The organism is Paenibacillus sp. 2TAB26 (assembly GCF_052115145.1).
Lineage (GTDB): Bacteria > Bacillota > Bacilli > Paenibacillales > Paenibacillaceae > Pristimantibacillus.
In genome coordinates, this window is the sequence record NZ_JBFRGC010000012.1 from 278529 (window position 1) to 300711 (window position 22183).

Annotated in this window: 13 protein-coding genes and 1 pseudogene; 10 read left to right on the forward strand and 4 right to left on the reverse strand. The window is 44.0% G+C overall.

The annotated features are described in order from the left end of the window. Nucleotides 1-7: 7 nt before the first annotated feature. From AB4Z50_RS16115 to AB4Z50_RS16125, 3 genes are read left to right on the forward strand one after another with little or no spacing between them, the layout of a single operon-like run. The gene (locus tag AB4Z50_RS16115) at nt 8-2557 is read left to right on the forward strand and encodes a DUF5696 domain-containing protein (RefSeq protein ID WP_441880576.1); all 2550 of its coding nucleotides are present in this window, start codon (nt 8-10) and stop codon (nt 2555-2557) included. Beyond that, a complete protein-coding gene (locus AB4Z50_RS16120; protein ID WP_321166097.1) occupies nt 2554-3456 on the forward strand; it encodes a carbohydrate ABC transporter permease in 903 nt (300 codons plus the stop codon). Before AB4Z50_RS16115 ends, AB4Z50_RS16120 begins: the two co-directional genes overlap by 4 nt. Before the next feature lie 20 nt (nt 3457-3476). Continuing rightward, nucleotides 3477-4439 (forward strand): carbohydrate ABC transporter permease, encoded by a 963-nt coding sequence (locus tag AB4Z50_RS16125; RefSeq protein WP_305953938.1) that lies wholly within the window; start codon nt 3477-3479, stop codon nt 4437-4439. Between the two features lie 178 nt (nt 4440-4617). Here the strand turns inward: AB4Z50_RS16125 and AB4Z50_RS16130 are convergent. The 3 genes and pseudogenes from AB4Z50_RS16130 to AB4Z50_RS16140 form a co-directional block, all read right to left on the reverse strand. Beyond that, a pseudogene (locus AB4Z50_RS16130) lies at nt 4618-5052 on the reverse strand (SpoVR family protein); the annotation flags it as partial. A gap of 310 nt (nt 5053-5362) precedes the next feature. Next, complete coding sequence (locus AB4Z50_RS16135; protein WP_441880578.1) at nt 5363-6931, reverse strand: response regulator; 1569 nt, start codon at nt 6929-6931, stop codon at nt 5363-5365. Continuing rightward, nucleotides 6909-8657, reverse strand: coding sequence for a sensor histidine kinase (locus AB4Z50_RS16140; RefSeq protein WP_441880580.1), 1749 nt, complete (start codon nt 8655-8657; stop codon nt 6909-6911). The genes AB4Z50_RS16135 and AB4Z50_RS16140 overlap by 23 nt, the downstream gene beginning before the upstream one ends. 240 nt (nt 8658-8897) lie before the next feature. Here AB4Z50_RS16140 and AB4Z50_RS16145 point away from each other — a divergent pair, with 240 nt between their 5' ends. The 7 genes from AB4Z50_RS16145 to AB4Z50_RS16175 all read left to right on the forward strand — a co-directional run bounded on the left by AB4Z50_RS16145 (nt 8898) and on the right by AB4Z50_RS16175 (nt 21297). Continuing rightward, a complete protein-coding gene (locus AB4Z50_RS16145; RefSeq protein ID WP_441880582.1) occupies nt 8898-9851 on the forward strand; it encodes an ABC transporter permease subunit in 954 nt (317 codons plus the stop codon). A 15-nt stretch (nt 9852-9866) separates the two neighbouring features. Further along, nucleotides 9867-10754 carry a carbohydrate ABC transporter permease gene (locus tag AB4Z50_RS16150; RefSeq protein WP_441880584.1) on the forward strand — a complete coding sequence of 296 codons (888 nt, stop codon included), beginning with the start codon at nt 9867-9869 and terminating at the stop codon, nt 10752-10754. Nucleotides 10755-10820: 66 nt separating this feature from the next. Then, on the forward strand, nt 10821-12560 hold the full coding sequence (locus AB4Z50_RS16155) for an extracellular solute-binding protein (RefSeq protein WP_441880586.1): 1740 nt from the start codon (nt 10821-10823) through the stop codon (nt 12558-12560). A 93-nt stretch (nt 12561-12653) separates the two neighbouring features. Continuing rightward, complete coding sequence (locus AB4Z50_RS16160) at nt 12654-13736, forward strand: glycoside hydrolase family 99-like domain-containing protein (protein ID WP_441880588.1); 1083 nt, start codon at nt 12654-12656, stop codon at nt 13734-13736. 44 nt (nt 13737-13780) lie between these two features. Continuing rightward, nucleotides 13781-18076, forward strand: coding sequence for a discoidin domain-containing protein (locus tag AB4Z50_RS16165; protein WP_441880590.1), 4296 nt, complete (start codon nt 13781-13783; stop codon nt 18074-18076). Nucleotides 18077-18208: 132 nt separating this feature from the next. Beyond that, complete coding sequence (locus AB4Z50_RS16170; RefSeq protein WP_441880592.1) at nt 18209-19306, forward strand: SGNH/GDSL hydrolase family protein; 1098 nt, start codon at nt 18209-18211, stop codon at nt 19304-19306. 23 nt (nt 19307-19329) lie between these two features. Further along, nucleotides 19330-21297 carry a beta-L-arabinofuranosidase domain-containing protein gene (locus AB4Z50_RS16175; RefSeq protein ID WP_441880594.1) on the forward strand — a complete coding sequence of 656 codons (1968 nt, stop codon included), beginning with the start codon at nt 19330-19332 and terminating at the stop codon, nt 21295-21297. A gap of 253 nt (nt 21298-21550) precedes the next feature. Here the strand turns inward: AB4Z50_RS16175 and AB4Z50_RS16180 are convergent. Beyond that, nucleotides 21551-22183 (reverse strand): SpoVR family protein (locus tag AB4Z50_RS16180; RefSeq protein ID WP_441880596.1); only part of this gene is annotated, 633 nt, incomplete at its 5' end.

The following is a 22183-nucleotide window of genomic DNA, read 5'->3' on the forward strand; positions in this document are numbered from 1 at the left end:
TGTGTACATGAGTAAGGGAAAGAAACGGACGATATTGATGATGCTATGCTGTCTTATTGCAGCATCATGCCTATACGAAACCATGTTCAGGAACGAGATGGAGGCTGCGAACGAGAGTCTGCCCATGAAGAAAGATAACCACGAAGTGACTATCGCTTCTGAAATGAGAGCACTTCCGGGTGGAATGGGTATGATTGCTGAGAATGAGCATCTGCAGCTATTTATCGATAAGAAGACGACTGAGGTCAGTGTGAGGGAGAAACGCAACGGGCAAGTATGGTCGACCAATCCCATTGATCATGCCAAAGATACGATTGCAACGGCAATTAATAAAACCAATCTAGCCTCACAGCTGATTATTTCGTATTTCAATGACAAAGGGCATGAGTCCTTTATGAACAATGAAGAAGAGAGCATTAAGAAGAATCAGTTTGAGATTGCTCTCGTTGATAACGGCGTCAAAATCACTTACGAAATCGGAAGCTCAGAGAAGGGTCTAAGTTCTATCCCGAAAGCTGTCGGCAAAGAACGGTTTGAAGAACGAATCTTGAACAAAATTGCGGATGAAGCAGTTAGAAATAAGCTTCGTACTCGTTTTTTCTACAACGAGGAGAAGCAGCAGTATGAGCGCAAAAAAATGCAGGATTATGTCGTAAAGGACGTCGTGGCAGTTCTTGAGTCCATCGGCTATACGGCTGAAGATGCACAAGAAGATAACCAGATGGTGGAGAGTGGGGATCAGGCAGAAAATGTAGCACCTCGATTTACTATCCCGCTTATCTACCAGCTTGAGGGTGAGAATCTCATTGCACGAATTGCAACGGATGAGGTGATGGATTCGGACGCATTCCCCCTTCATACGATGCAATTACTTCCATTTTTCGGAGCCACTGATAATGAGGCTGAAGGTTATATGTTTGTGCCGGATGGATCAGGAGCACTCATTTATTTGAACAATAACAACCATGCAGCACGTGCCTATGAGGTTCCGCTGTATGGCATCGATCAGACACCGCTGCAAAATTCGAGAACTGAGGTTCAATATACACAGGTTTCTAGATTTCCTGTTTTTGGAATGAAACAGGAGAATCACGCGATGTTTGCCATTATTGAACAGGGCGATGCCCAGGCAACAATAACGGCGGATACGAGCGGCAAGCTGAATAGCTATAATCGCGTAGGTGCCACTTTCAAAATGAAAGACATGGAACCAGTTGTGTTTAGAACGGGCTCGGTTACCAAGCAGGTTCCTAAATATTCGGAGATGTATGATAGTGGCCTTCAAATTCGCTATGCTTTTTTAGAAGACTCTTCTGCTGATTATACGGGAATGGCTAATTACTACAGGGACTATCTGATTAAGCACTATGGCTTGACTCGGCATAAAAGCGGGAGCGACACGCCATTCGTTCTGGAGTTAATCGGCTCAATTCCTGTTCGTAAAAACTTTCTAGGTATTCCTTATCCATCTACCGAAGCGGTAACCACCTATTCACAGGCGATAGAAATACTGGAGTCTTTGCAGAAACGTGACATATCCCAAATCCAGCTCAAATATTCAGGTTGGTTTAACAAGGGCGTTCAGCATAGGCTGCCTTCATCGATCAAGCTGGATTCTATTCTTGGTGGAAAAAAGATGTTTGAGAAATTATTAAATTATGCAGAGGAAAACAATATCGAGGTATATCCGGACGTTGCTTTTCAGAGGGTTTATGAAAATGGCAAGGGCTTTCAAGCATTAAAAGATGCCACGCGCTTCCTTAATCGTAAATCTGCTAAAAGCTTTGATGATGATATTGTAACGACCAATCCTTCAGATATGCTTTACTATTTGCTCTCACCTCGTAAATTGACGGGCGTGGTAGATAAGTTTCTGAAGAACTATGAATCATTTGACTCCGATGGCGTTTCCTTACGTGATTTGGGAGAGGATTTAAACAGTGATGTTACCTCTCATGAAACCGTTAACCGACAGGAAGCCATAGGGATTATAGGTGAAAATCTGCAGAAGATTAAAAAAGTAACCGGGAAAATCATGCTTAGCGGAGGGAATGCTTACACATTGCCGTATGCGAAGACGATCGTAAATGCTCCGCTCACGAGCAGTGAATTTAATATTGCTGACGAAGATGTGCCTTTCTACTCTATGGTTTTGCACGGATATGTGGACTATGTCGGAACGCCTATAAACCTCGGCCGTGATCAAGATCAGAGAACCGCCTTGCTAAAAACGCTGGAGACAGGATCCAATGTATTTTATCAATGGTTTTACGCACAGCCTACTATGATTCGTGATACGAAGCTGAACAACTTATATTCTCCGCATTATGGAGACTGGTTTGAGGAGGCCGTTCAACTATATAAGGAATCCAATGCCATCTTAAGGGATGTGCAGGATCAGACGATTAAGGGCCACCGCAAGTTAGCTGATGAAGTATTCGAAACAACGTTTGAACAAGGCAAAAAAATAATAGTGAACTACAATAAATCAGCGGTAACAGTAGACGATATTTCTATTGAAGCACAGGGTTACCGCGTGATCGGCGGTGGATTATGATGAAGCGTAAAAGTCCGACGCTGCAGCAGAAAAAGTCTAGACTAGGCATACTTTTCGTAACACCTTGGTTTCTAGGCTTTGTTTTCTTGTTTAGCATTCCACTGTATAAGTCCTTTCTGTATAGCTTAAATACGCTAACTCTTGGTAAGGGAGGCTTCGATACCAAATATGAAGGATTTTCATTTTATAAGCAGCTATTTATGTCGCATCCAACGTTCAATCGAACGCTGATTGAGGCAATTTCTGATATTTTGATTAATGTGCCGTCCATTACGATATTTAGTTTATTTGTCGCAACGTTGATTAATCAGAAATTTAGAGGAAGGATATTTGCGCGAGCCGTATTCTTTCTTCCGGTACTTCTTGCAGCACCCGTGCTATCACTGGAGAACAGTTCTGAGATGGCATCCATCGCCTCGACGATTACGGGTTCTTCAAGTGAGGATGGTGGCTTTGCTTTTACTAGCTTTGAGCTTCAGCGAATGCTGGTTGAGGCGGGTGTAGGTAATGGGATTATTAGCTACATTACAGGATCAGTCGATCGGATTTATGAAATTATCAGCTCATCTGGTGTGCAGATACTGATATTCCTTGCAGCGCTCCAATCGATCTCACCATCTTTGTATGAAGCAGCGAAAATTGAGGGGACGACCGGCTATGAAGCGTTCTGGAAAATTACTTTCCCGATGCTTAGCCCTATTTTACTGACGAATATCGTGTATACCGTTATTGACTCCTATAGTACAAACGCATTAAGCCAGATGATAACGGATACGGCGTTTCAAACACTTAATTTCAGCCTCAGCGCAGCGATGGCGTGGGTGTACTTTCTTATCGTATCCGTCATTCTACTTGTGACTATGACACTCGTTTCACGCAAAGTATTTTATTACGATTAACAGGCAAAGGGGGGAATACAGTGAAGCTGGCCATCCGTTCAAGCGCAACAGCTTGGAGAGAACGTGCAAGGCGATTCAGCCTGCTTAATTGGAGCAAGCATTGGAGCTGGGTGACTGTTCGAACGATACTCGTGATTGGTTTTTGCTTTGTGATTTTATATCCGCTGTTTTTCAAGCTATCGGTGTCGTTTAAGGATCGTGTGGATTTGTATGATACAACCGTACTTTGGATTCCGAAAAACTTCACATTGGATACGCTAAAAATTGCCTTTGAGGCGCTCCGCTATCCGAAGACATTCATGAGCTCATTTACGATTGCGGGAGTTTCGACTCTCCTGCAAGTGATTTCCTGTTCTCTGGCGGCATTTGGATTTGCGCGATTGCGCTTTAAAGGGAGTAAGATTTTATTCGGGGGCGTTATCTTTACTATTATCGTGCCTGTGCAAACGATTATGATTACAACTTATCTCAATTATCGTTACTTCGATGTATTCGGTCTTATCGAGTTGTTCACCGGACAGAAGGGGATTAATCTTCTGGACAGCTATTGGCCGTTTATTCTTCAATCTGCTACCGGTATGGGAATAAAGAGCGGTTTGTTTATCTTCATTTTTCTCCAGTTTTTCCGAGGCATTCCTATGGAGCTGGAGGAGGTTTCTTACATTGATGGATGTACCGTTTTTCAATCGTTTTACCGCATCATGCTGCCTAATGCCATTCCATCGATCGTTACAGTTGTCCTATTCTCGTTCGTGTGGCAGTGGAATGACAATTATTTCGTCTCTCTATTCCTGACATCAACAGATGTATTATCGACCAAGTTGCCTGTCATGTGGGCTTCCTTCTCTATGACGGACCCACTCTATGCCTATATGGTTAAAAACGCTGGCGAGCTGCTGTTTATTGCACCGATCGTACTTTTGTATATGTTTGCACAGCGCTATTTCGTAGAAAGCGTAGAGCGCAGCGGATTGATCGGGTAAATGATCTTGGTAGGTTAAATCAGACTATCAGGAAAGCCATTTCGTGTACAATGAATAGCTCTTTAGAACTTATACATCGTTCTAGGGGCTATTTTCGTTAAAAGGTTCTAGTGATAACTGGATTACTGAAGTCTATAACAGTGGTTAAAAATTGCCAGGGAAGCACTACATGAGTTTAAACAAAAGATTGATCGCGAATTTTCTCCCACGACTTATCGGTAATTCTCCACTCAGGGCCTTTTTTCTCGAAAATGTACAGATCGAGATCATTAACGAGATCCTTCGTCAGGTAGTTGCGGATGAATGAAATATCTGAATCGAGCTCGCGTACCTCGAATATTTTTAAGCCCAAGTAATAAGGATTCAATGTGTGCCGGGATGGCTGCACAACAGAGGAGTTTAGCTTAGCGAACTCAATCGTTTCATCGCTAGTCAGATCAAGCTCGCGAATAATTCGCTGATGCCAATCCTCCAGAGTAGGGGAGTACTCCTCAATGAACCAGATGAGATCTTTTTCTGGCCGTGGCGGAAAACGTTTGGTGTCAGCGGCCTGCGATTGAGCGGCTGATGCGGCGGCAGCGATGCGATCCGGGTCCAGATTCCACAAGTCATCTTAAGAGGAGGAAGGGATATTCCACTCCGAGCGCTCGCTGTCCTTTTGCACCATTTCGATATAACGTTTCTTATCTAATTAATAAGTTAACAATCTGTCTTTTTTTATTCGATTATTTTAAAATTTATCCACGCGAAGTATTTAAAGCCGCTATTTTATCGAATAGCCCCGCATCACGCTAGTATTATCCTGTTTTTCAAACATCCAAGCGCATAATTTATTCCAATAGGTACAATACAGGAAAAGATATAGACGAGTTATCTACAAAAAATCGTCATTAATCTGTATACATGTGAAAATACGCAAGTAGCTAGGAATAAAGGGCTCTTGCAGTTATTTTGTATTTCGTAGGGTAACCACCGGTATGTTTCTTAAACATATTGTTAAAGTAACTTTGGTTATGATAACCGACTCGGATCGCAATTTCCTGCAGATGCAAATCGGTTGTCATAATCAATTCCTTGGCTTTCTCGATACGTTTGATGTTTAAATAGTTGGAGAAAGTATCATTCATGGCCTTTATGAATTGTTGTCCCATATACGCCGCATTCACATTAAAAGCATTGGAAATGGTTTTGAGTGAAATGTTTTCCATATAATGACGGTCAACATAGTCCAGTATGCGCTTGATGATCGGATTCATATCATCGTCTCTCAGATGAGCAATCTGAAAAGTTGTCTGTGCTAGCGAACTAAGCCATAGCCTTAGTTCATCCATGTTTTGTTGTTGCTGCAACTCTGCTACAAGACTTCCCTGATTTTTCATCTGAAACGCATGATCAGGGTCTATTTTATGGGTATAGCTAAGCAAGTGGTGGGCAATTTCAATAGTGACATTCTGTACGAGCGAAGGCGAAACACCTCCTACACTGGATAGTTCGGATAAAGTTTCCTCAATAAAGGTCAATACTCCGGCGCCATTCCCGTTGATCAAACAAGACTGTAGCCGATTATAATCGATGTTGATTGGAATGATGCTTTTCAGGGGAGACTGCTCCGAGTCATCCATAATTGAATTCATTGGCATTACAAGGCTATAATCCATTAAATGCAGAGCACGTTTATAACTGAGATGGACGTCGGGCAGCTCCCTTTCCCGGGTCCCGATCGTGATAAACACATCACGTTTAAGATAGGCTGTAATGGATTCAGAGCAGTCCTTTAAAACATTCTGGATTTGCAGGATTTTGTCTTCAGAATCGCTAGGAAATATACATACGATATGTCCATAGGGATCACAGACTGTAACAGCCCACGTTGCAAGCTCTGAGCAAATATTCTCGGCGGCATATTGAATCAAATCCCTGTCATGATCGGTATCGGAATCTCTATATAAGATCTTTATTAAGCTGACGATGATATAAGGAGAATCAAATTTGATGTTTAGCAAATCGGCTCTTTGCTCAAGTTCCTGGCGTCCGATTCGATTCACTAGCCAACGGTTGATAATATTATTTCTCAGAATGACTGCATCGCTTCTCAACTGTGTTTGTTCAGATAAATAACTTTCTATTTTCCAGTATATACCAATAAGTGTGTCGGACAATTCTTCCCGATTTACCGGTTTGAGCAAGTAATTCTCAATTCCGAGCACAGCTGCTTCTTTCACCAACGGGAAGTCGGCATGACCACTAAGAATGACACATTTGATTAGCCGATTGAAGGACTTTGTCCACTCAATCAATTGAAGTCCATCCACATTAGGCATTTTTATATCAGTAATCAGGACGTGAACCGTTTCGCATTCCATGATCGCCATCGCTTCCGCTGCGGATTGGACTGTACCGACTACCTCCATGCCGAAGTCTTCCCAATCAATCAAACGCTGCAATCCTTGAATAATTTTCGGCTCGTCATCAACCAGCAAAACTTTGTACATCACTCAACATCTCCTCTCGGCTTTTTGTTGGAATACATATACGTACGGTAGTGCCCCTATCGGATTTGCTGTCAATATCCACGCCGTATTCCTTACCGAATAATAATTGAATACGCCTATGAACATTGGAAAGACCAATTTTATTGTGGTTTATTTCACTAGTGATACTGAGTTGTTCTCTGATTTGATCCCTCGTTGAGTCATTCATCCCCTGCCCGTCATCCGATATTTCAATCACAATCTGCTGTTCTTTTCTGTAACCTTGGATCGTTATATGGTTTTCGGGTCTTGAATGATCTACAGCATGAATCAAAGCATTCTCAATGATCGGTTGCAAAAGATGCTTGGGAATACCGAATCGATGAATGCTTTCATCGATTCGGAAATCGAATACCAGGTTATTACTATACCTGACATGGTACAGTTCGAGATAGCTGTTGCAGAATTCCAACTCATCTTTGATCGTAACGACCAACTCTCCTTTGATGCTATTTCTGAATAGTTGGGCAAGAAGCTCAATCATATGCCCTGTACTCTCATCTCCATAAGACAATGCTTCCATTCGGATTACTTCCAGTGTGTTGTAAAGAAAGTGGGGATTGATTTGGGCTTGAAGCGCATGGATCTGGGCGTCCTTCTGCAATAAATCAGAAATGTAGATCTTATTGATATAATCCTTGAGCATATTGCACATATGATTGAAATTAACCGCTATGCTGTTGATCTCATCCTGATTCTTGCTGACGGGAATCTGGTAATTCAAATTGCCCATCTGTACTTTCTGGATTGCTTTATTGATGAGATTAACCCTTCTTGAGAATAACCGAATACTGACTATACCGAAACATAAGGCAAACGCCGCACACACCGCAGCGATAAGTACAACCGTGTTTATGGAGGACTGGATAGAAACCATAATTTGAGAGCGCGGCAGTATAGCTACGACATAATAGCCTAGTTTCTCATTATAAAAGGAACTGACGAGACTGGCTTGCTCCAAATGGGTAATCGGTGTCGGACTGTCTTGTCGGAAATGAGGGTATGTCTTCCCGTAATACTCGCCGGTAGTGTCCAAAATCACGTCACCGTTTTGACTTAACACAATAATTTCAGGTGAAAACTTACCGCTAACAATTTTGTCGAAATGGCGGACAATTCGTTCTGCGTTATAGTTTACGGTCAGGATGGCGATGCTTCGGTTGTACAATGAAGTCTTATCCTCATCGGAAAGGGCAAAGGGCGCGCGGATGTTCGATGAAATAGAAAAAACTCGCAATTGCTTTGAACTTGCATAATCTTGAAGATATGAGGGAGTAATCGAGAGACCATAAAAAGCATCGTCCATTTTCCTGAAAGAGGATGTGTTGTTCGCAATGAAACTCTGGCTGTTCAAGATCAAATAATTAGAGGTAAACATGAGGTCTTCGCTGATCTTCTTATACAGTACGGCATCAAAGATATCGTTATCCAGGGATGCAACTGCATTAAGGTAGTTATTGATCACAGATGCTCCCATATAATCAACTTCGTTGTAATTGGTAATTTTCCTGGAAAGAAAGTCCATCATGCTTTGGTGTTGTACTGGATTAAGATAAATCTGTCTTGTCAGTAAAGTTACAGATTCGGATTTTTCCTCCAGGTAATTCATTGCAATGGAAGCGCTTTCTTTTACCTTGTGAAGACCGTCTTGTTCAGCCGACCGCTTCAGACTGTGAATGACGGACATGCTGAATAGAATGACCGTAAGGATAATGATCGCCGTGTATATGATAAGAAGTCGATTGAAAAATTTTCGTTTAATAAACCTGGAATACAGTGAGATCATCGTTTGGTTAACCTCCAGGAAAGAATTCATAATTATTGCAAATTCCTAAAATTCTAAGAATAGCATTCCATTATGAGATCGTATTACTATGAACCTATAGGATTTCAGAAATCAAACATATCATAGATTAGGGGTACTTAGATGTCAACAAACAACTTGCAGGTCAATAAACAGAAGGTGTACATTGCCAAAAGGAATAAGAGGATGGATTCAGGGAAAATAACCCTACTGCTAATGGCAATTCCTTGCGTTATTATCTTGATCGTATTTTCTTATCTCCCATTGGCGGGTTGGGCCATGGCATTCTTCGATTACAAACCGGGACTCAAATTGTTAGATACCGAGTTTGTGGGCTTTAAGTGGTTTGTGTTCGCGTTTGACGACCCTGAGTTGTCCAACGTGCTGCGTAATACTCTTGTTCTTAGTTTTCTCAGTCTTTTATCTACGCCGATTGCTGTAATATTCGCCATCTTCCTTATGGAGATGACGAATAGCAGACTACGGAAGCTTATTCAGACGATAAGCACATTTCCCAATTTTATCAGTTGGATTCTGGTCTTCTCGTTTGCTTACGCTATATTTGCCCCAGGGGATGGCATTCTTAATAAAGTATTGCTCAATCTGGGTTGGATCTCTGAACCGCTTAACCCTCTGGCAAACTCCGACATTGTCTGGTATTTTCAAACAGCCATCTCGATATGGAAATCGCTGGGCTTCGGAGCCATCATCTATATTGCTGCAATTGCAGGGATCGATCAAGAACAATACGATGCAGCTTCGGTGGATGGGGCGGGTCGATTCACGCGGATGTGGCATATCACTATGCCCGGTCTGATTCCCACTTTCATCACACTGTTGTTGTTGAATATCGGCGGGCTGCTAAATACGGGATTTGAACAATACTTTCTGTTTCAGAATGGGCTTACCCAATCTAAGATTCAGGTGCTGGATGTGTATGTTTATAGGCTTGGCATCACACTCAACAATTATCCGATGTCTACGGCAATCGGAATGGCCAAGACAGTTATCAGTATTATTTTGCTGTTAAGTGCCAACTATATTTCGAAGAAATTAAGAAACCAGTCGATATTTTAACAAGGAGGAAAAACGATGAAGAAGAGAGATTATACATTCCAAATTATCAATGCAACAGTTTTCTTGCTTTTTACTCTCTTGTGTATCTATCCCTTCTATTATATCTTTATTGCCTCTGTGAGTGATGCGCACGCTGTAGCTATGGGAGAGGTGCTTTACTTTCCAATCGGATTCCATCTAGATAATTTCAAAAGTGTTCTAAAGTTAGACGGAATCCTGATGGCTTTCGGTATCTCTGCCGCAAGAACAATCGTTGGAACTGCTTTGATGTTGTTCTTCTCCATAATGTTGGCATTTGTGGTAACTAAGAATGTTCTTCCAGGTAGAAAGTGGATATATAGAGCTACTGTGATTACGCTTTTCTTTAACGCCGGACTCATACCCTGGTTCGTTATCATGAAAACCTTAGCGTTAAACAATACCTTTTGGCTCTATGTACTGCCTGGAATGATTTCACCCTTCGCAGTTATTTTGATCAAGACGTACATGGAATCGATATCGACTGCGCTTGAGGAGTCGGCCCTAGTCGATGGAGCTGGATACTTTACGATTTTGTGGAGGATTACAGCACCGGTTTGTCTGCCGGTAATCGCAGCTGTAGCGGTGTTTAATGCGGTGAGCCAATGGAATTCCTGGCAGGACAATTTTTTCCTTGTATCCAATCCGAATCTTCAAACGTTACAGCTCATGCTTTACAACTACCTGCAGCAGGCGGAGTCTCTTGCCAGAGCAGCAATGCAGGGTAATATCAGTCTGGAAAATGTTGCGAGCAACAAGCAACTTGATTCGTTTTCGATCAAGACCACAATCACTATGGTAACGGTATTTCCGATCATACTTGTATACCCGTTTATGCAAAAGTTTATTGTAAAGGGCATTATGCTTGGATCGGTAAAAGGATAACTTTCGTTATTGCCCTGCTTGCAGGTTACAATAAGCATTATTTTAAAAATATCAGGGGGTATGGGTATGAAGAGGCGAATGGGAAAATTGTCAACTGTGATCCTCATTGCTGCACTCGCGTTTAACACTGCTTGCACAAGTAACAATCGCGAGCAGAAAAACAATAACGCAGGTGAACAAGCGCCAACTAATCAAGGAGAGACAGTCGCTCAAGAAAATCCGAGGGAAAAGATAGGCTTGTCATTCTGGGCAGCAGAATTGTGGGCCAGTTCCCCGACAGGACGTCAGGACGATCCGATTATGAAGCATATCGAAGAGAAGTTTAATATTGAACTCGATATGGAAACCCAGCCATCCGATGAGAAGCTGGCAGCCATTCTCGCCACTAACGATCTGAAAGATATTATGGTTATTCCCAAGAAGAACTTTGATCAAATGAAAAGCCTAGTTATTGATATGGAACCACTTCTTGAAAAATATGGACAAGACATCAAAAAGAACATCAGTCCTGAAACGATTTCTTATTATAAAGATATGTTTGGAGATGGGCAATTAAAATTCCTTGGCTCCGAAATTAGCACAGACGGCCCAGTATTGCCTGAAACGATCTGGGCGGGTCCCTATGTAAGATGGGATTATTACAAGGAGCTCGGTTACCCGGCAATCGAAACACCCGATGATTATATCAAGGTTGTCTCAGAGATGAAAAAGCTTCATCCTAAAAATGAAGACGGAAAGTCTTACCATGGGTTCTCATTATGGTTGGACTGGGGCTACGGAATACTGGCCGATCACTGGAACGTAAGACGTCAAGGAGCAGAGGTGATAGGCGGACTGACGAATATTCTTCAAATCGACAGGGAGTCCTTCGAATACTTCAACAAATACACGAATGAAAACTCGGGATTCTGGACTGATCTTGATTTCTGGAATAAGGCCAACAAAGCGGGGCTCATTGATCCGGACAGTTGGACGCAAAAGTATGATCAGGCTGTTCAGAAATATAATACTGGACAGGTACTTGCCACCTATATTAACTGGGTGATTGGCGGATCAAACGCCTATTTCCAATCCAAGAAGATCTATGACAAAGGTTGGACCGCAGACAACCCAATTCCTATGAGTGGAGAAAACTATTATTACAATACGGCAAACAAAGGACAAAACTTTGTGTATGCAATCAGCAAAGACTCGAAAAATCCAGAAAGAGCAATGGAATTGATCAACTACTTATATTCTGTTGAAGGCGTGCTTACGATTATTAATGGGATCGAAGGACAGGATTGGGTAATCGAGAACGGTGAGTATAAGTATACAGATACTTATTTCGAGAACGAGAAAGACGCCGAAAATGCCTTGAAGTTCGGATATCGGAAATATGCGAACCAATCCGGACTAGATATAACGGGGTTCATCCCTGGCACTAAGAATCCACTTGATTTCAGAAATAGTCAAACCTACATGAAGATCCAACTGGAAAAGCCCGAAAATGCGCTGAAAAAGGAAATCACTTCGTACTACAATGCGGAATTTCCGAACAAGATACCGCCCAAGGGCCAAGAGTACGGCAAAACACGCGTGGCAGAACTTTCTCCGTTGCTGCCGCCCAGTGAGCCAGATGAGATTAAGCTGATTTCGGACCGTATCGTCAATTATCTGAACCAGGAGGTCATCAAGCTCATTCTTGCGGATGACTTCGTCGGTCACAAAGCGAAGATCATCAAGGAACTTGAGAAGATGGGGATTGACAAGGTTTACACTTTCTGGGACGGGGAAATGAAGAAAGCCCTCTCGGAGCTTAACTGATAATTAATCTCCATATAAAGACAGGCAAAATGAGAACTCCCCCTTACATCTACATAAAGGCGGAGTTCTCTTGATAAAAAAGGGGCGGTACTTATGGCAAGCGACGAGATTCGGGATTACAGCAGCCAGCCCATACAACCCATTCGGATTGAAACGGGTAAATACCTAGTGGGGGCACAAGCATGCAATCTATGGAACAGCCCTTCCGCTTGGGAGAAAATCAAGCCTTTTACAAATCGAAAGTCTGTACTTGGTTGGTATGATGAGGCGAACCCACGAGTCATTGACTGGGAGATAAAATTTGCGATAGAGCATGGAATTCACTTCTTCATGAACTGTTGGTATCGATCTAAGAATAATTTGGGGAAGCGTCCGATTACGGCCGAATACGATCATTGGCTAAGAGGTCTGGAACACAGCAGGTACGGGGATCAAATGAAATTTATGATCATGTGGGAGAACGCTAACGACATCGCTTCCGGAGTGGATTCTGAAAGCGATCTCATTGAAAATCTGCTGCCATATTGGGTGGAAAAGTACTTTTCCAGATCCAATTACCTTGTACTGGATGGTAAGCCGGTTCTATCGATCTACAATATCGGTCTGCTGGTTGAGCAACTTGGTGGAAGTCTTCATGCTGCAAGAGCGATTGAGAACATGCGTAAGCGCTGTATAGAGGCTGGATTCAAAGGTTTGATCCTTTTCGGTCAATATTGCTGGGGGCCGATAACAGAGCGGAATCAGCTTATGAAAGATATCGATCTGGATTACAGCTTCTCGTATCACTGGCCTACGTTTGCAGATGGCTCTACCAATCCCGGAGCGGAATTCTTCGGTGACAATCCCGATTCCATTATACTCGCGCAGAAGAAATGTTGGGAAGAACAGTCCCTGGGGGCTGTTCCTAATATCGTGACGTGTTCCATGGGATGGGACTCGGAACCGTGGGGTTATTCTTGCACAGACCAAACATGGCGCCTTGGACCCTGTGATTTTCAAAGATTATGCGAAACGGCTAGACAGGAGCTTGATACCCGGCACGGCGGCGGGTTGGAAAGTACGATAATTCTGCTGGATAACTGGAATGAATACGGAGAAGGGCATTATATCTTTCCTACCGAAAAATATGGCTTTTCCTATTTGGAAGCTGTACGTGAAGCTTTCAGGACAGTATAGAAGTAAATATGTGGAAGGGGATGGGATTTTTGTATCGGAAACGAATGAACAAAATCGCAGTCTGTATTTTAATCCTTTCAATTTTCTTGCCGTGTTTGGGCATTATCGGTCTGGAAGAGAATGAAGTTGAAGCGTCAGAAACGACAAATGATGAGGACGGGTATGCCAATATAGCTCTGGGAAGCCGCGCCGACTCATCCTCTCACCTGGGGATCAATACTGCAGTTAAAGCAGTAGACGGCGATCTTAACACAGGATGGGTAGCAGCGAATGCAACATTCCCTCAAACAATTATCGTTGATTTGGATGCGATCTCCACGCTGGGGGTAGTGAAACAGCATTTTCAGACAGAAACCACTTGGTATTACAGAATTGAAGGTTCCAATCAAAATACGCCAAACAGCTGGTCCTGGTCCATTCTGGCTGACCGTACCCAATCAGGTGTTAACGGCAGCATAATAGAAGAAATTGTACAGGGAAGATACAGATTTGTCAGGCTTGTGATTACCGGTTCTGGAGACGGGAGCCCAGCAAGCAGCATGGAGCTCGAAGTCAAAGGCGAAACTTATGCTCAGCCTCGGGATCTGGTTCCGACCCCTGTTCCTGTTGATACCGGTGATAAAATCGTAGTGGCGCAGTCGTGTAACTTGTGGGGAAGCAGATATTTTTGGGAAAGCACGAACCCCGTTCTTTATCCGGAGCGAACTCCCCTCATGGGTTATTATGATGAAAATTACGATGTCTCTACAGATTGGCAGATCAAGATGGCTGTCGAGAACGGCATAGATGGTTTGTTTTCATGCTGGTTTAGACAAAAAGGAAATGGGGGCAAAGCCCCGGTTATGTCCTCCTTTGATGGCTTGACGCACTCCTTGGCCAACAGCGCTCAGCATAGGGAGTATTTGAAATGGGCCATACAATGGGAAAATTCCAATGATTCAGCCGAAGGTGTCTCGGACATCAATGATTTTCTGAACAATGTGGTCCCCTTTTGGATCGAGGAGTATTTCTCCAAATCCAATTATCTGAAAGTTGAAGGCAAGCCAATATTATCTATCTACAGCTTGTCCAAATTCATCAGCGATGTCGGTGGCGAAGAGAAGGCCAAGAATGCCATTACCCAATTCCGCCAGGCAGTGGCGGTTGCCGGTTATCCTGGCGTTATCCTGATGACAGCCGAGAACACGAATACAACACAAAGTTTCGATGCCGCTAAAGAGATCGGAATCGATTATATTTATTCCTATCACATCCCGACCTTTATGGATACGTATCCAACTGACGCGAATATCACGTCTGAGAGTTATGTCCAGTCTCACATCGATTCGTGGAATAATTTCGATTCTAACAGTGAAGTTCCCTATATTATGACTGTATCAAGCGGTTGGGATGCACGGCCGTGGGGCACGTCTGCACCCGTCTGGGAGATCCCCCCGAATTTGTATGAAGGACTTCTGGACGAAGCAAAAACCAGAATGAATTCTAAATCCGATGGGAATTTGAGCGGCAGATTGCTGCTTCTCGACAACTGGAATGAGTATGCCGAGGGCCATTATATCGCCCCTACAGAAAAGTATGGTTTCGATTACATCAATGCAATTAGAAGAATTTTCTCCGACGCGACAACCGAACCGGACAATCTGCTCCCAAACAAAAATCAGATTCCGCAGTTGCTTACCATTAAGAATGCTACAAGTTTGACTGTAACAACTGCAAATGGAGCAGACACCATTCCCCAGCCTTATGGAATATTGCAAATGGACTATCAAGCAGAGCCACTGGGTGATAACGGTTTTATGTCCGTCAAGTGGGAAGTTTACGAGATGGATGGGGTCACGCCCACAACTAAGGCTTCCATATCTGGCGATGGTCTGCTAACGGCTAAGTCAAACGGTCAGGTGAAAGTGGTAGTGACGGACAACAGTCAGCCGGAATTAAAGGGCGAGAAAATCATCACAATCAGCAATCAGCCTGAGAACCTTGCGCGGGGTAAGACGGTAACCGCCTCTACCTATGCCGATTATGGCGCAGCAGGAATCTATTATCCATCCAACGCAGTTGACGGCAATATGGATAGCTGGTGGCTGGTAGATGGCGTGCAATATCCATCTTGGTTACAGGTTGATCTGGGAGAGCCTAAAGCTCTCGGTACAATCATTCAGTACGCGGCAGTACCCCAAACCTATAAATTTAAAATAGAGGGTTCATTAGACGGTGAAAACTGGGTGTTGATGGTAGACCGCAGTATAGTGGGTGTCACCGGTGATAAGATCACGGAAGCGGTCAATGGGAGCTATCGGTATGTAAAAATGACGTTTCTTCAAGCCAATGCCTGGCCGTCCAGCAAAGAGCTCGAAATCTATAGCAGTACCGGCGAAGTCATCCCGGACAATATCCCCGTAGCTGCCATTGAAGTTACGGGCGAGGGAGGAACGAATGAAATCACGTTAAACGGGCAGAGTTTACAGATGATTGCCGATGTTTTGCCTGCAAATGCAACAAACAAAGCCGTTGCATGGTCTGTCTGGGCTGAAGACGGCCAATCGCCGACGGAAGTGGCATTTATTAATAACAATGGGCTGCTCTATCCCAATAAAAACGGAACGGTTCTCGTTCGTGCGGTGGCTGGAGACGGTTCGGGAGTAATGGGTAACTTTCTTGTCAATATCACCGGACAGAAAATGAATCTTGCTTACAAAAAACAGGTAACCGCTTCGGAATACACCAATTACGGAGGAGATGCGGTGTTCTCCCCGGATCTTGCCGTAGATGGAAATCCTGAGACAAGATGGCTGGTGGATGGTGTAAAGTATCCATCATGGTTTGAAGTCGATCTCGGCGAGAAGTATACCCTGACTCATGTCTTCCAATGGTTTGCGGACACGGATATCAAGACCTACAAATACAAGATCGAAGGTTCGGCGAACGGTTCGGACTGGGAGACCCTTGTTGATCGAATGAATGATGGCATGCAAGGTCCAATGATTACCGAAGAAGTAGAAGGAATCTACCGATATGTACGAATGACGCTCACCGATGCCAACGCTTGGCCAAGTAGCAGAGAGTTTAAGGTATGGGGAGAAGCTTTGCCGCCAAGTGAAGGAGAAAAGCCTACTGGCCATCCCGATAAATCGACAATTACTACCGATGTTAAATTAGGCAACATCAGTCTGCAAGTTCCTGTGACTAGAGAAAAAAATGACAATAATCAAACAGTAGTCAGAGTTCCGGTGACTGCGGACGTCCTGACGCAAGCTTTCTCCTTGAGCAAACAATCAGCACTCGTACTCGAGGTACAGAACACGGATCCTGTGGTCAAGGTTGATATTCCGGCTTCGGCTCTTCTCGATGCGGCAGAGAAATGGTCTGATGCAGGCTTACTAATAAAGGTGGCTGGCGCCAGTTATCTACTTCCTGCAAAAATTTTGAAGAATATTCCGAGGGATACGAAGATCACCATAACGATTACAAAATTAGCCGAAGAAATGGCAGGTTCCATAGAAAGCCAAGTTGAAAAAATGGGATTTATGCAGATGTTGGCAAGTCCTGTAGATTTCAAAGTCGAATATGATGGAAAAGAAGCCACGGATTTCGGCGGCATCTATATCAGTCGAACACTTTCGTTTGCTGCTGCTTCGGATATTTCGAAAGTGACAGCAGTATGGGTTGATGACGATAACGGCTTGCATTTTATCCCTTCAGTCATTTCCCGTAAAGATAATCGTTTTGAGATAACGATATATTCCCCTCATAACAGTATTTACACAGTAATTGAATCGGAGAGATCCTTTAACAATCTTGTTGGACACTGGGCTTCAGAGGATGTCAAATTGCTGGCAAACAAACTTATTATTAATGGGATCACTAATAAGGAATTTGTACCAGATGCAAGTATTACAAGGGCACAGTTCGCAGCACTGCTCGTACGATCCCTTGGTTTGTCCACTGCCGTAACAGATTTGAAATTCTCGGATATTAGAGGAGGGACTTGGTTCTCAGGTTCGGTCGGAGCAGCCAGTAAGGCAGGGATAATCAATGGTTATGAAGACGGTTCTTTCCGACCGCACGACACCATCACACGTGAGCAGATGGCTGTGATGATTGCGCGAGCGATAGAATTCACCGGTAAAATGGTCAATCCGGCGGAATTCGTTCTTGACCCATTCGCAGATCAGGGAGATATTTCCGATTGGGCGTTGGAATCGGTAGAAATCAACCGATATGCAAATATTATGCAGGGTTTGTCAGATTCCGCATTTTCCCCTAAGGAAGAAGCGACACGAGCTCAAGCTGTCACCATCCTGAAGCGGATGCTTCAATATTTGCAATTCATCAATTAAGAGGCTGAAATATCATTTAAGATGCATGTGCATCATACGATGCGGGATAATCAGTTGGGGTTAATTCCGGTACTATAGGTATTTTTAATAGATGTGATGTAGCGCTTTAAATAGAACGCGGGGTGTATATGGTTGRATGAATTTACAAATAGAAATGTATTATCGCATGTTTGGCGTTCATTAAATGAAGGGGAAATAACGATCGGCTTTATGGGCGGCTCAATAACGGACGGGAGGCCCCGTAACAACTGGCCCGAACCGGTTGCCACATGGTTTAGCGAACAATTTCCTTCCGCTAAAATATGCATTGAGAACGCGGCTATTGGGGCTACTGGCAGCGATTTGGCGGTGTTTAGAGCGCAACGAGATATCATTGACCGTGGATGTGATTTGGTGTTTATCGAATATGCGGTTAATGATCTATTTGTTGGATCCGAGCAGAGAAATAAAACAAGGGAAACGCTGATCAGGTCTATCCTTGCCAATGGGAATTGCGATGTCATTCTTGTATACACCTACCATCAGGATATGTATACAGCCATGATGCAAGCAGAATTGCCGGCATCCGTAGCGGAATTCGAACAACTGGCGGAGCATTATGGAATCGGGTCTGTGTGGGTGGGGCTCCATGCTTTGAGCGAACTCAAAAGAGGGAGATTCAGCTGGGAAGAATGGCTGCCTGACGGACTTCACCCATCGACACGGGGCAGTTTGAGCTATGCCCAAGGTGTGATCGCATTTCTTGAGACGGAGAGTGCAAGATACATTCAAGCTGAATCGCAAGCTGCTCCGACATCATTGCCTGTACCCATGTTTGATGGATTATGGCATTCAGTATCTCTTCTTTCTCTGAAAACCGCATCTATTGAAGGTCCCTGGGTACTCAAAAGGTGGCTGCATCACGTCTGGATCGATCAAGTGCTTGAGACATCGGCAGTGGGAGCGAAGCTTGTCTTCTCCTTTTATGGGAAGGGTCTGGCATTAGGTCTGGATTTCGGTTGGAAGGCGGCTGAATTTAACTACCGGATTGATGATTCGGAGTGGGTTTTCTCAGACCGTGCAAGGCCGGAGTGGCTGTCAGATGATGGGCTGTTTTCCCTCTATCTTGTTTCGGACTCGTTGCAAGAAAGTCATCATCGGTTTGAGTTGGAAGTGGTGCATGGAAATACCCCTAATTGTAAGGGGACAAATTTCCGGCTTGGTTTTATCGGCGTTATAAGGAATTTATAAAATGCTTTAAGGAGTGTTGGTAGATGAAATTGAATGCAACGGATCGTTTAACACCATCCAACAAAGGAAGCGTACATATTGAAGGATATCTGGGGCAAAGAATTGCCTCCTGTATTCACAACGGCGTCATGGCCGCTAACCATGCTTTATTCCAGATCCCGTTTCGGGATAAAACGGATGAAGGCGGTAGTTGGGGGGGGGAATTTTGGGGCAAATGGTTTACCTCCGCAGTACTGGCCTATCAGATTGAACCAACTGATCATCACGGGGCGATTTTGGCTGACGCGGTTCAGGGTTTGATAGATACGCAGTCGGAGGATGGCCGTATCAGCAGCTATGAGAAAGATTTTGGGGACTGGGACATCTGGGGAAGAAAGTATGCCTTGCTTGGACTGATCGCCTACTATGATTTGACCGGAAAACAGGAGGCATTGCAAGCGGCTGTTTTAGCCACGGACGAGCTTATTCGGATATCTGGTCCAGGCCGAAAAAAGCTGACGGAAACTGGGCTCTCGCTCTTGGAGGCATTATCGTCTTGTTCCATCCTGGAGCCTGTCGTATTGTTGTTTCTGCGAACAAGTGATCAGAAGTACCTGGATTTCGCCGAGTACCTCGTTTCGCTTTGGAGCGAGCCAAGCATTTACAATCCGAACGGAATCCGGCTTATCGAGGATGCCATTGCGGGAATTGTACCCTTGAAAATTGCATCACCTAAAGGTTACGAGATGATGTCCTGTTATGAAGGCGTGTGCGAATTGTACCGGGCTACAGGAAAACAGGAGTACCTTGAAGCTGCTATCAAATTTGCCGATTTGGTAAGAGAAAAGGAAACTATGATCGTAGGTTCCGGTTCCAGCGGTGAATTGTGGTGCGACGGGGCTAAAAGACAGACTGAACTGCTGGAACAGCCTATGGAGACCTGTGTCACGACAACCTGGATCAAATATTGCTACCAGTTGATGCGTCTTACAGGTGATCCGAAATGGGCAGATGAAATGGAAATTACGCTATACAATGCATTGCTCAGCGCAATGGTTCCGAGTGGCAACTGGTGGGCATATTTTTCGCCATTGGTTGGGGAACGTGTACCTAGTCATATGCAGGTCCCACTCGTGCAATGCAGTTGCTGTTCGGCGAATGGTCCGCGTGGACTCCTCACCGCGTCCGGGTGGGCGGTCATGAACGATGATTCTGGTATAGCCATAAATTTGTATTATCAAGGGAATTGGAGTGGACGAGTGAACAATGGAGATGAAGTCGGCTTTGAGATGGAGACAGCCTATCCTGAACTGGACAAAATTAGAATCAAGGTTAAGCAGAGTGAAAGCTGCACTTATACTATAAAGCTTCGTATTCCAGCATGGAGCCGACAAACCGAGCTTCAAGTAAACGGCGAGCGGATTGTCTGCATACCCGGAACGTATACGGAAATCCACAGAGAATGGAAATCGGGGGACGAAATTCACCTGAAGCTGGATTTAAGGGGACGTGTGATTACGGCGCCGGGGAGTATAAACCATAAGTCCGTCATGGTGGGACCGATTGTACTTGCGTTAGACAGCCGGCTTTCCGACGCAGAGAAGCATGTCAGTCTTTGGCTCGATCATGAACAGATGGAGCGAAAGCACAACCAAGACTGGAACATTGATTATGTTCTCCTGGATAACTGCTCCGATGAAGAAACCTACATTGATCTTGTGTCTGCTGCAACAAAGCCCGAAGGAGTATGGATGGCTTTTGAGGTACCTTTTCTTATTAGACCGTCTCATTTCGTCGGACATAAAGAAAGCAAGCTAGTAATGTGTGATTATGCATCCGCGGGTAATGAGTTCAGTGAATCAAATCTATTCAGGGTTTGGCTGCCCCAGCCATTATTCATGGAACAAGCGTTTCCGAAAGGGACTTGGCATATTCTCGTACATTCTGAGGATCGGCCAGGGATTCCCGACGGAACACAGCAACTGAAACAAACAGGATTTTTGAGTTTGTAGTCTTAGAACCTGCTTTAAACAGGAATTAAATGGTGAAAAATTACTTCCACTGGGTAACTTACTCTTGTTGCCAACGTAAAAACACCTCCAAGGTTGTCACCATATCTTATGACATGGTTGCATTTTCTTGAAGGTGTTTTGATTTGTCTCACGTTATGGGGTCAGTCCCCAAGCGAATAAGAACGGTTTTTTTGTATTAGCATTATACATGATTGCTCTTAAATGCAGAATTAAGAAGCACTATCCTTTTAACTCAAACAAACTTCCGACTCGTCTTCTTCCCATCACAGCTGAACACAATCTTCTTATCCTCAACAAACGTCTCTAGATGAACGTTTTTCCCCCAAAGCTGAACGACATGAGGCAGCGTACGCTCAACATACTTCAGATCGAGCTCCATCCCTTCATACTCATGAATAAGATAAAGCTCACCCACACGATTAAAATCCCCATCCTTGACCATCAAGCTAGGAAACCCACCGTTCACTTTTGAATAAACAAGCTGATCGCGAATTTTCTCCCACGACTTATCGGTAATTTTCCACTCAGGGCCTTTTTTCTCGAAAATGTACAGATCGAGATCATTAACCAGATCCTTCGTCAGATAGTTGCGGATGAATGAAATATCGGAATCGAGCTCGCGTACCTCGAACATTTTTTCTCTGCCCTTGCCGGGGACGCGTCCGAAGCGTGCTTGTTCTTCCTTCGTTGGATTATCGAATCGGCGTTCGATATCCTCGAATATTTTCAAGCCCAAATAATAGGGATTCAAGGTGTGCCGGGATGGCTGCACGACAGAGGAGTTTAGCTTAGCAAACTCAATTGTTTCATCGCTAGTCAGATCAAGCTCGCGAATAATTCGCTGATGCCAGTACGAAGCCCAGCC

What these genes read in the sequence shown, in the direction of transcription:
- AB4Z50_RS16115 (WP_441880576.1), top strand. Translation starts at nt 8, where the DNA reads ATGAGTAAGGGAAAGAAACGGACGATATTGATGATGCTATGCTGTCTT.
- AB4Z50_RS16120 (WP_321166097.1), top strand. Translation starts at nt 2,554, where the DNA reads ATGATGAAGCGTAAAAGTCCGACGCTGCAGCAGAAAAAGTCTAGACTA.
- AB4Z50_RS16135 (WP_441880578.1), bottom strand. Translation starts at nt 6,931, where the DNA reads ATGTACAAAGTTTTGCTGGTTGATGACGAGCCGAAAATTATTCAAGGA.
- AB4Z50_RS16140 (WP_441880580.1), bottom strand. Translation starts at nt 8,657, where the DNA reads ATGTCCGTCATTCACAGTCTGAAGCGGTCGGCTGAACAAGACGGTCTT.
- AB4Z50_RS16145 (WP_441880582.1), top strand. Translation starts at nt 8,898, where the DNA reads ATGTCAACAAACAACTTGCAGGTCAATAAACAGAAGGTGTACATTGCC.
- AB4Z50_RS16150 (WP_441880584.1), top strand. Translation starts at nt 9,867, where the DNA reads ATGAAGAAGAGAGATTATACATTCCAAATTATCAATGCAACAGTTTTC.
- AB4Z50_RS16155 (WP_441880586.1), top strand. Translation starts at nt 10,821, where the DNA reads ATGAAGAGGCGAATGGGAAAATTGTCAACTGTGATCCTCATTGCTGCA.
- AB4Z50_RS16160 (WP_441880588.1), top strand. Translation starts at nt 12,654, where the DNA reads ATGGCAAGCGACGAGATTCGGGATTACAGCAGCCAGCCCATACAACCC.
- AB4Z50_RS16165 (WP_441880590.1), top strand. Translation starts at nt 13,781, where the DNA reads ATGAACAAAATCGCAGTCTGTATTTTAATCCTTTCAATTTTCTTGCCG.
- AB4Z50_RS16175 (WP_441880594.1), top strand. Translation starts at nt 19,330, where the DNA reads ATGAAATTGAATGCAACGGATCGTTTAACACCATCCAACAAAGGAAGC.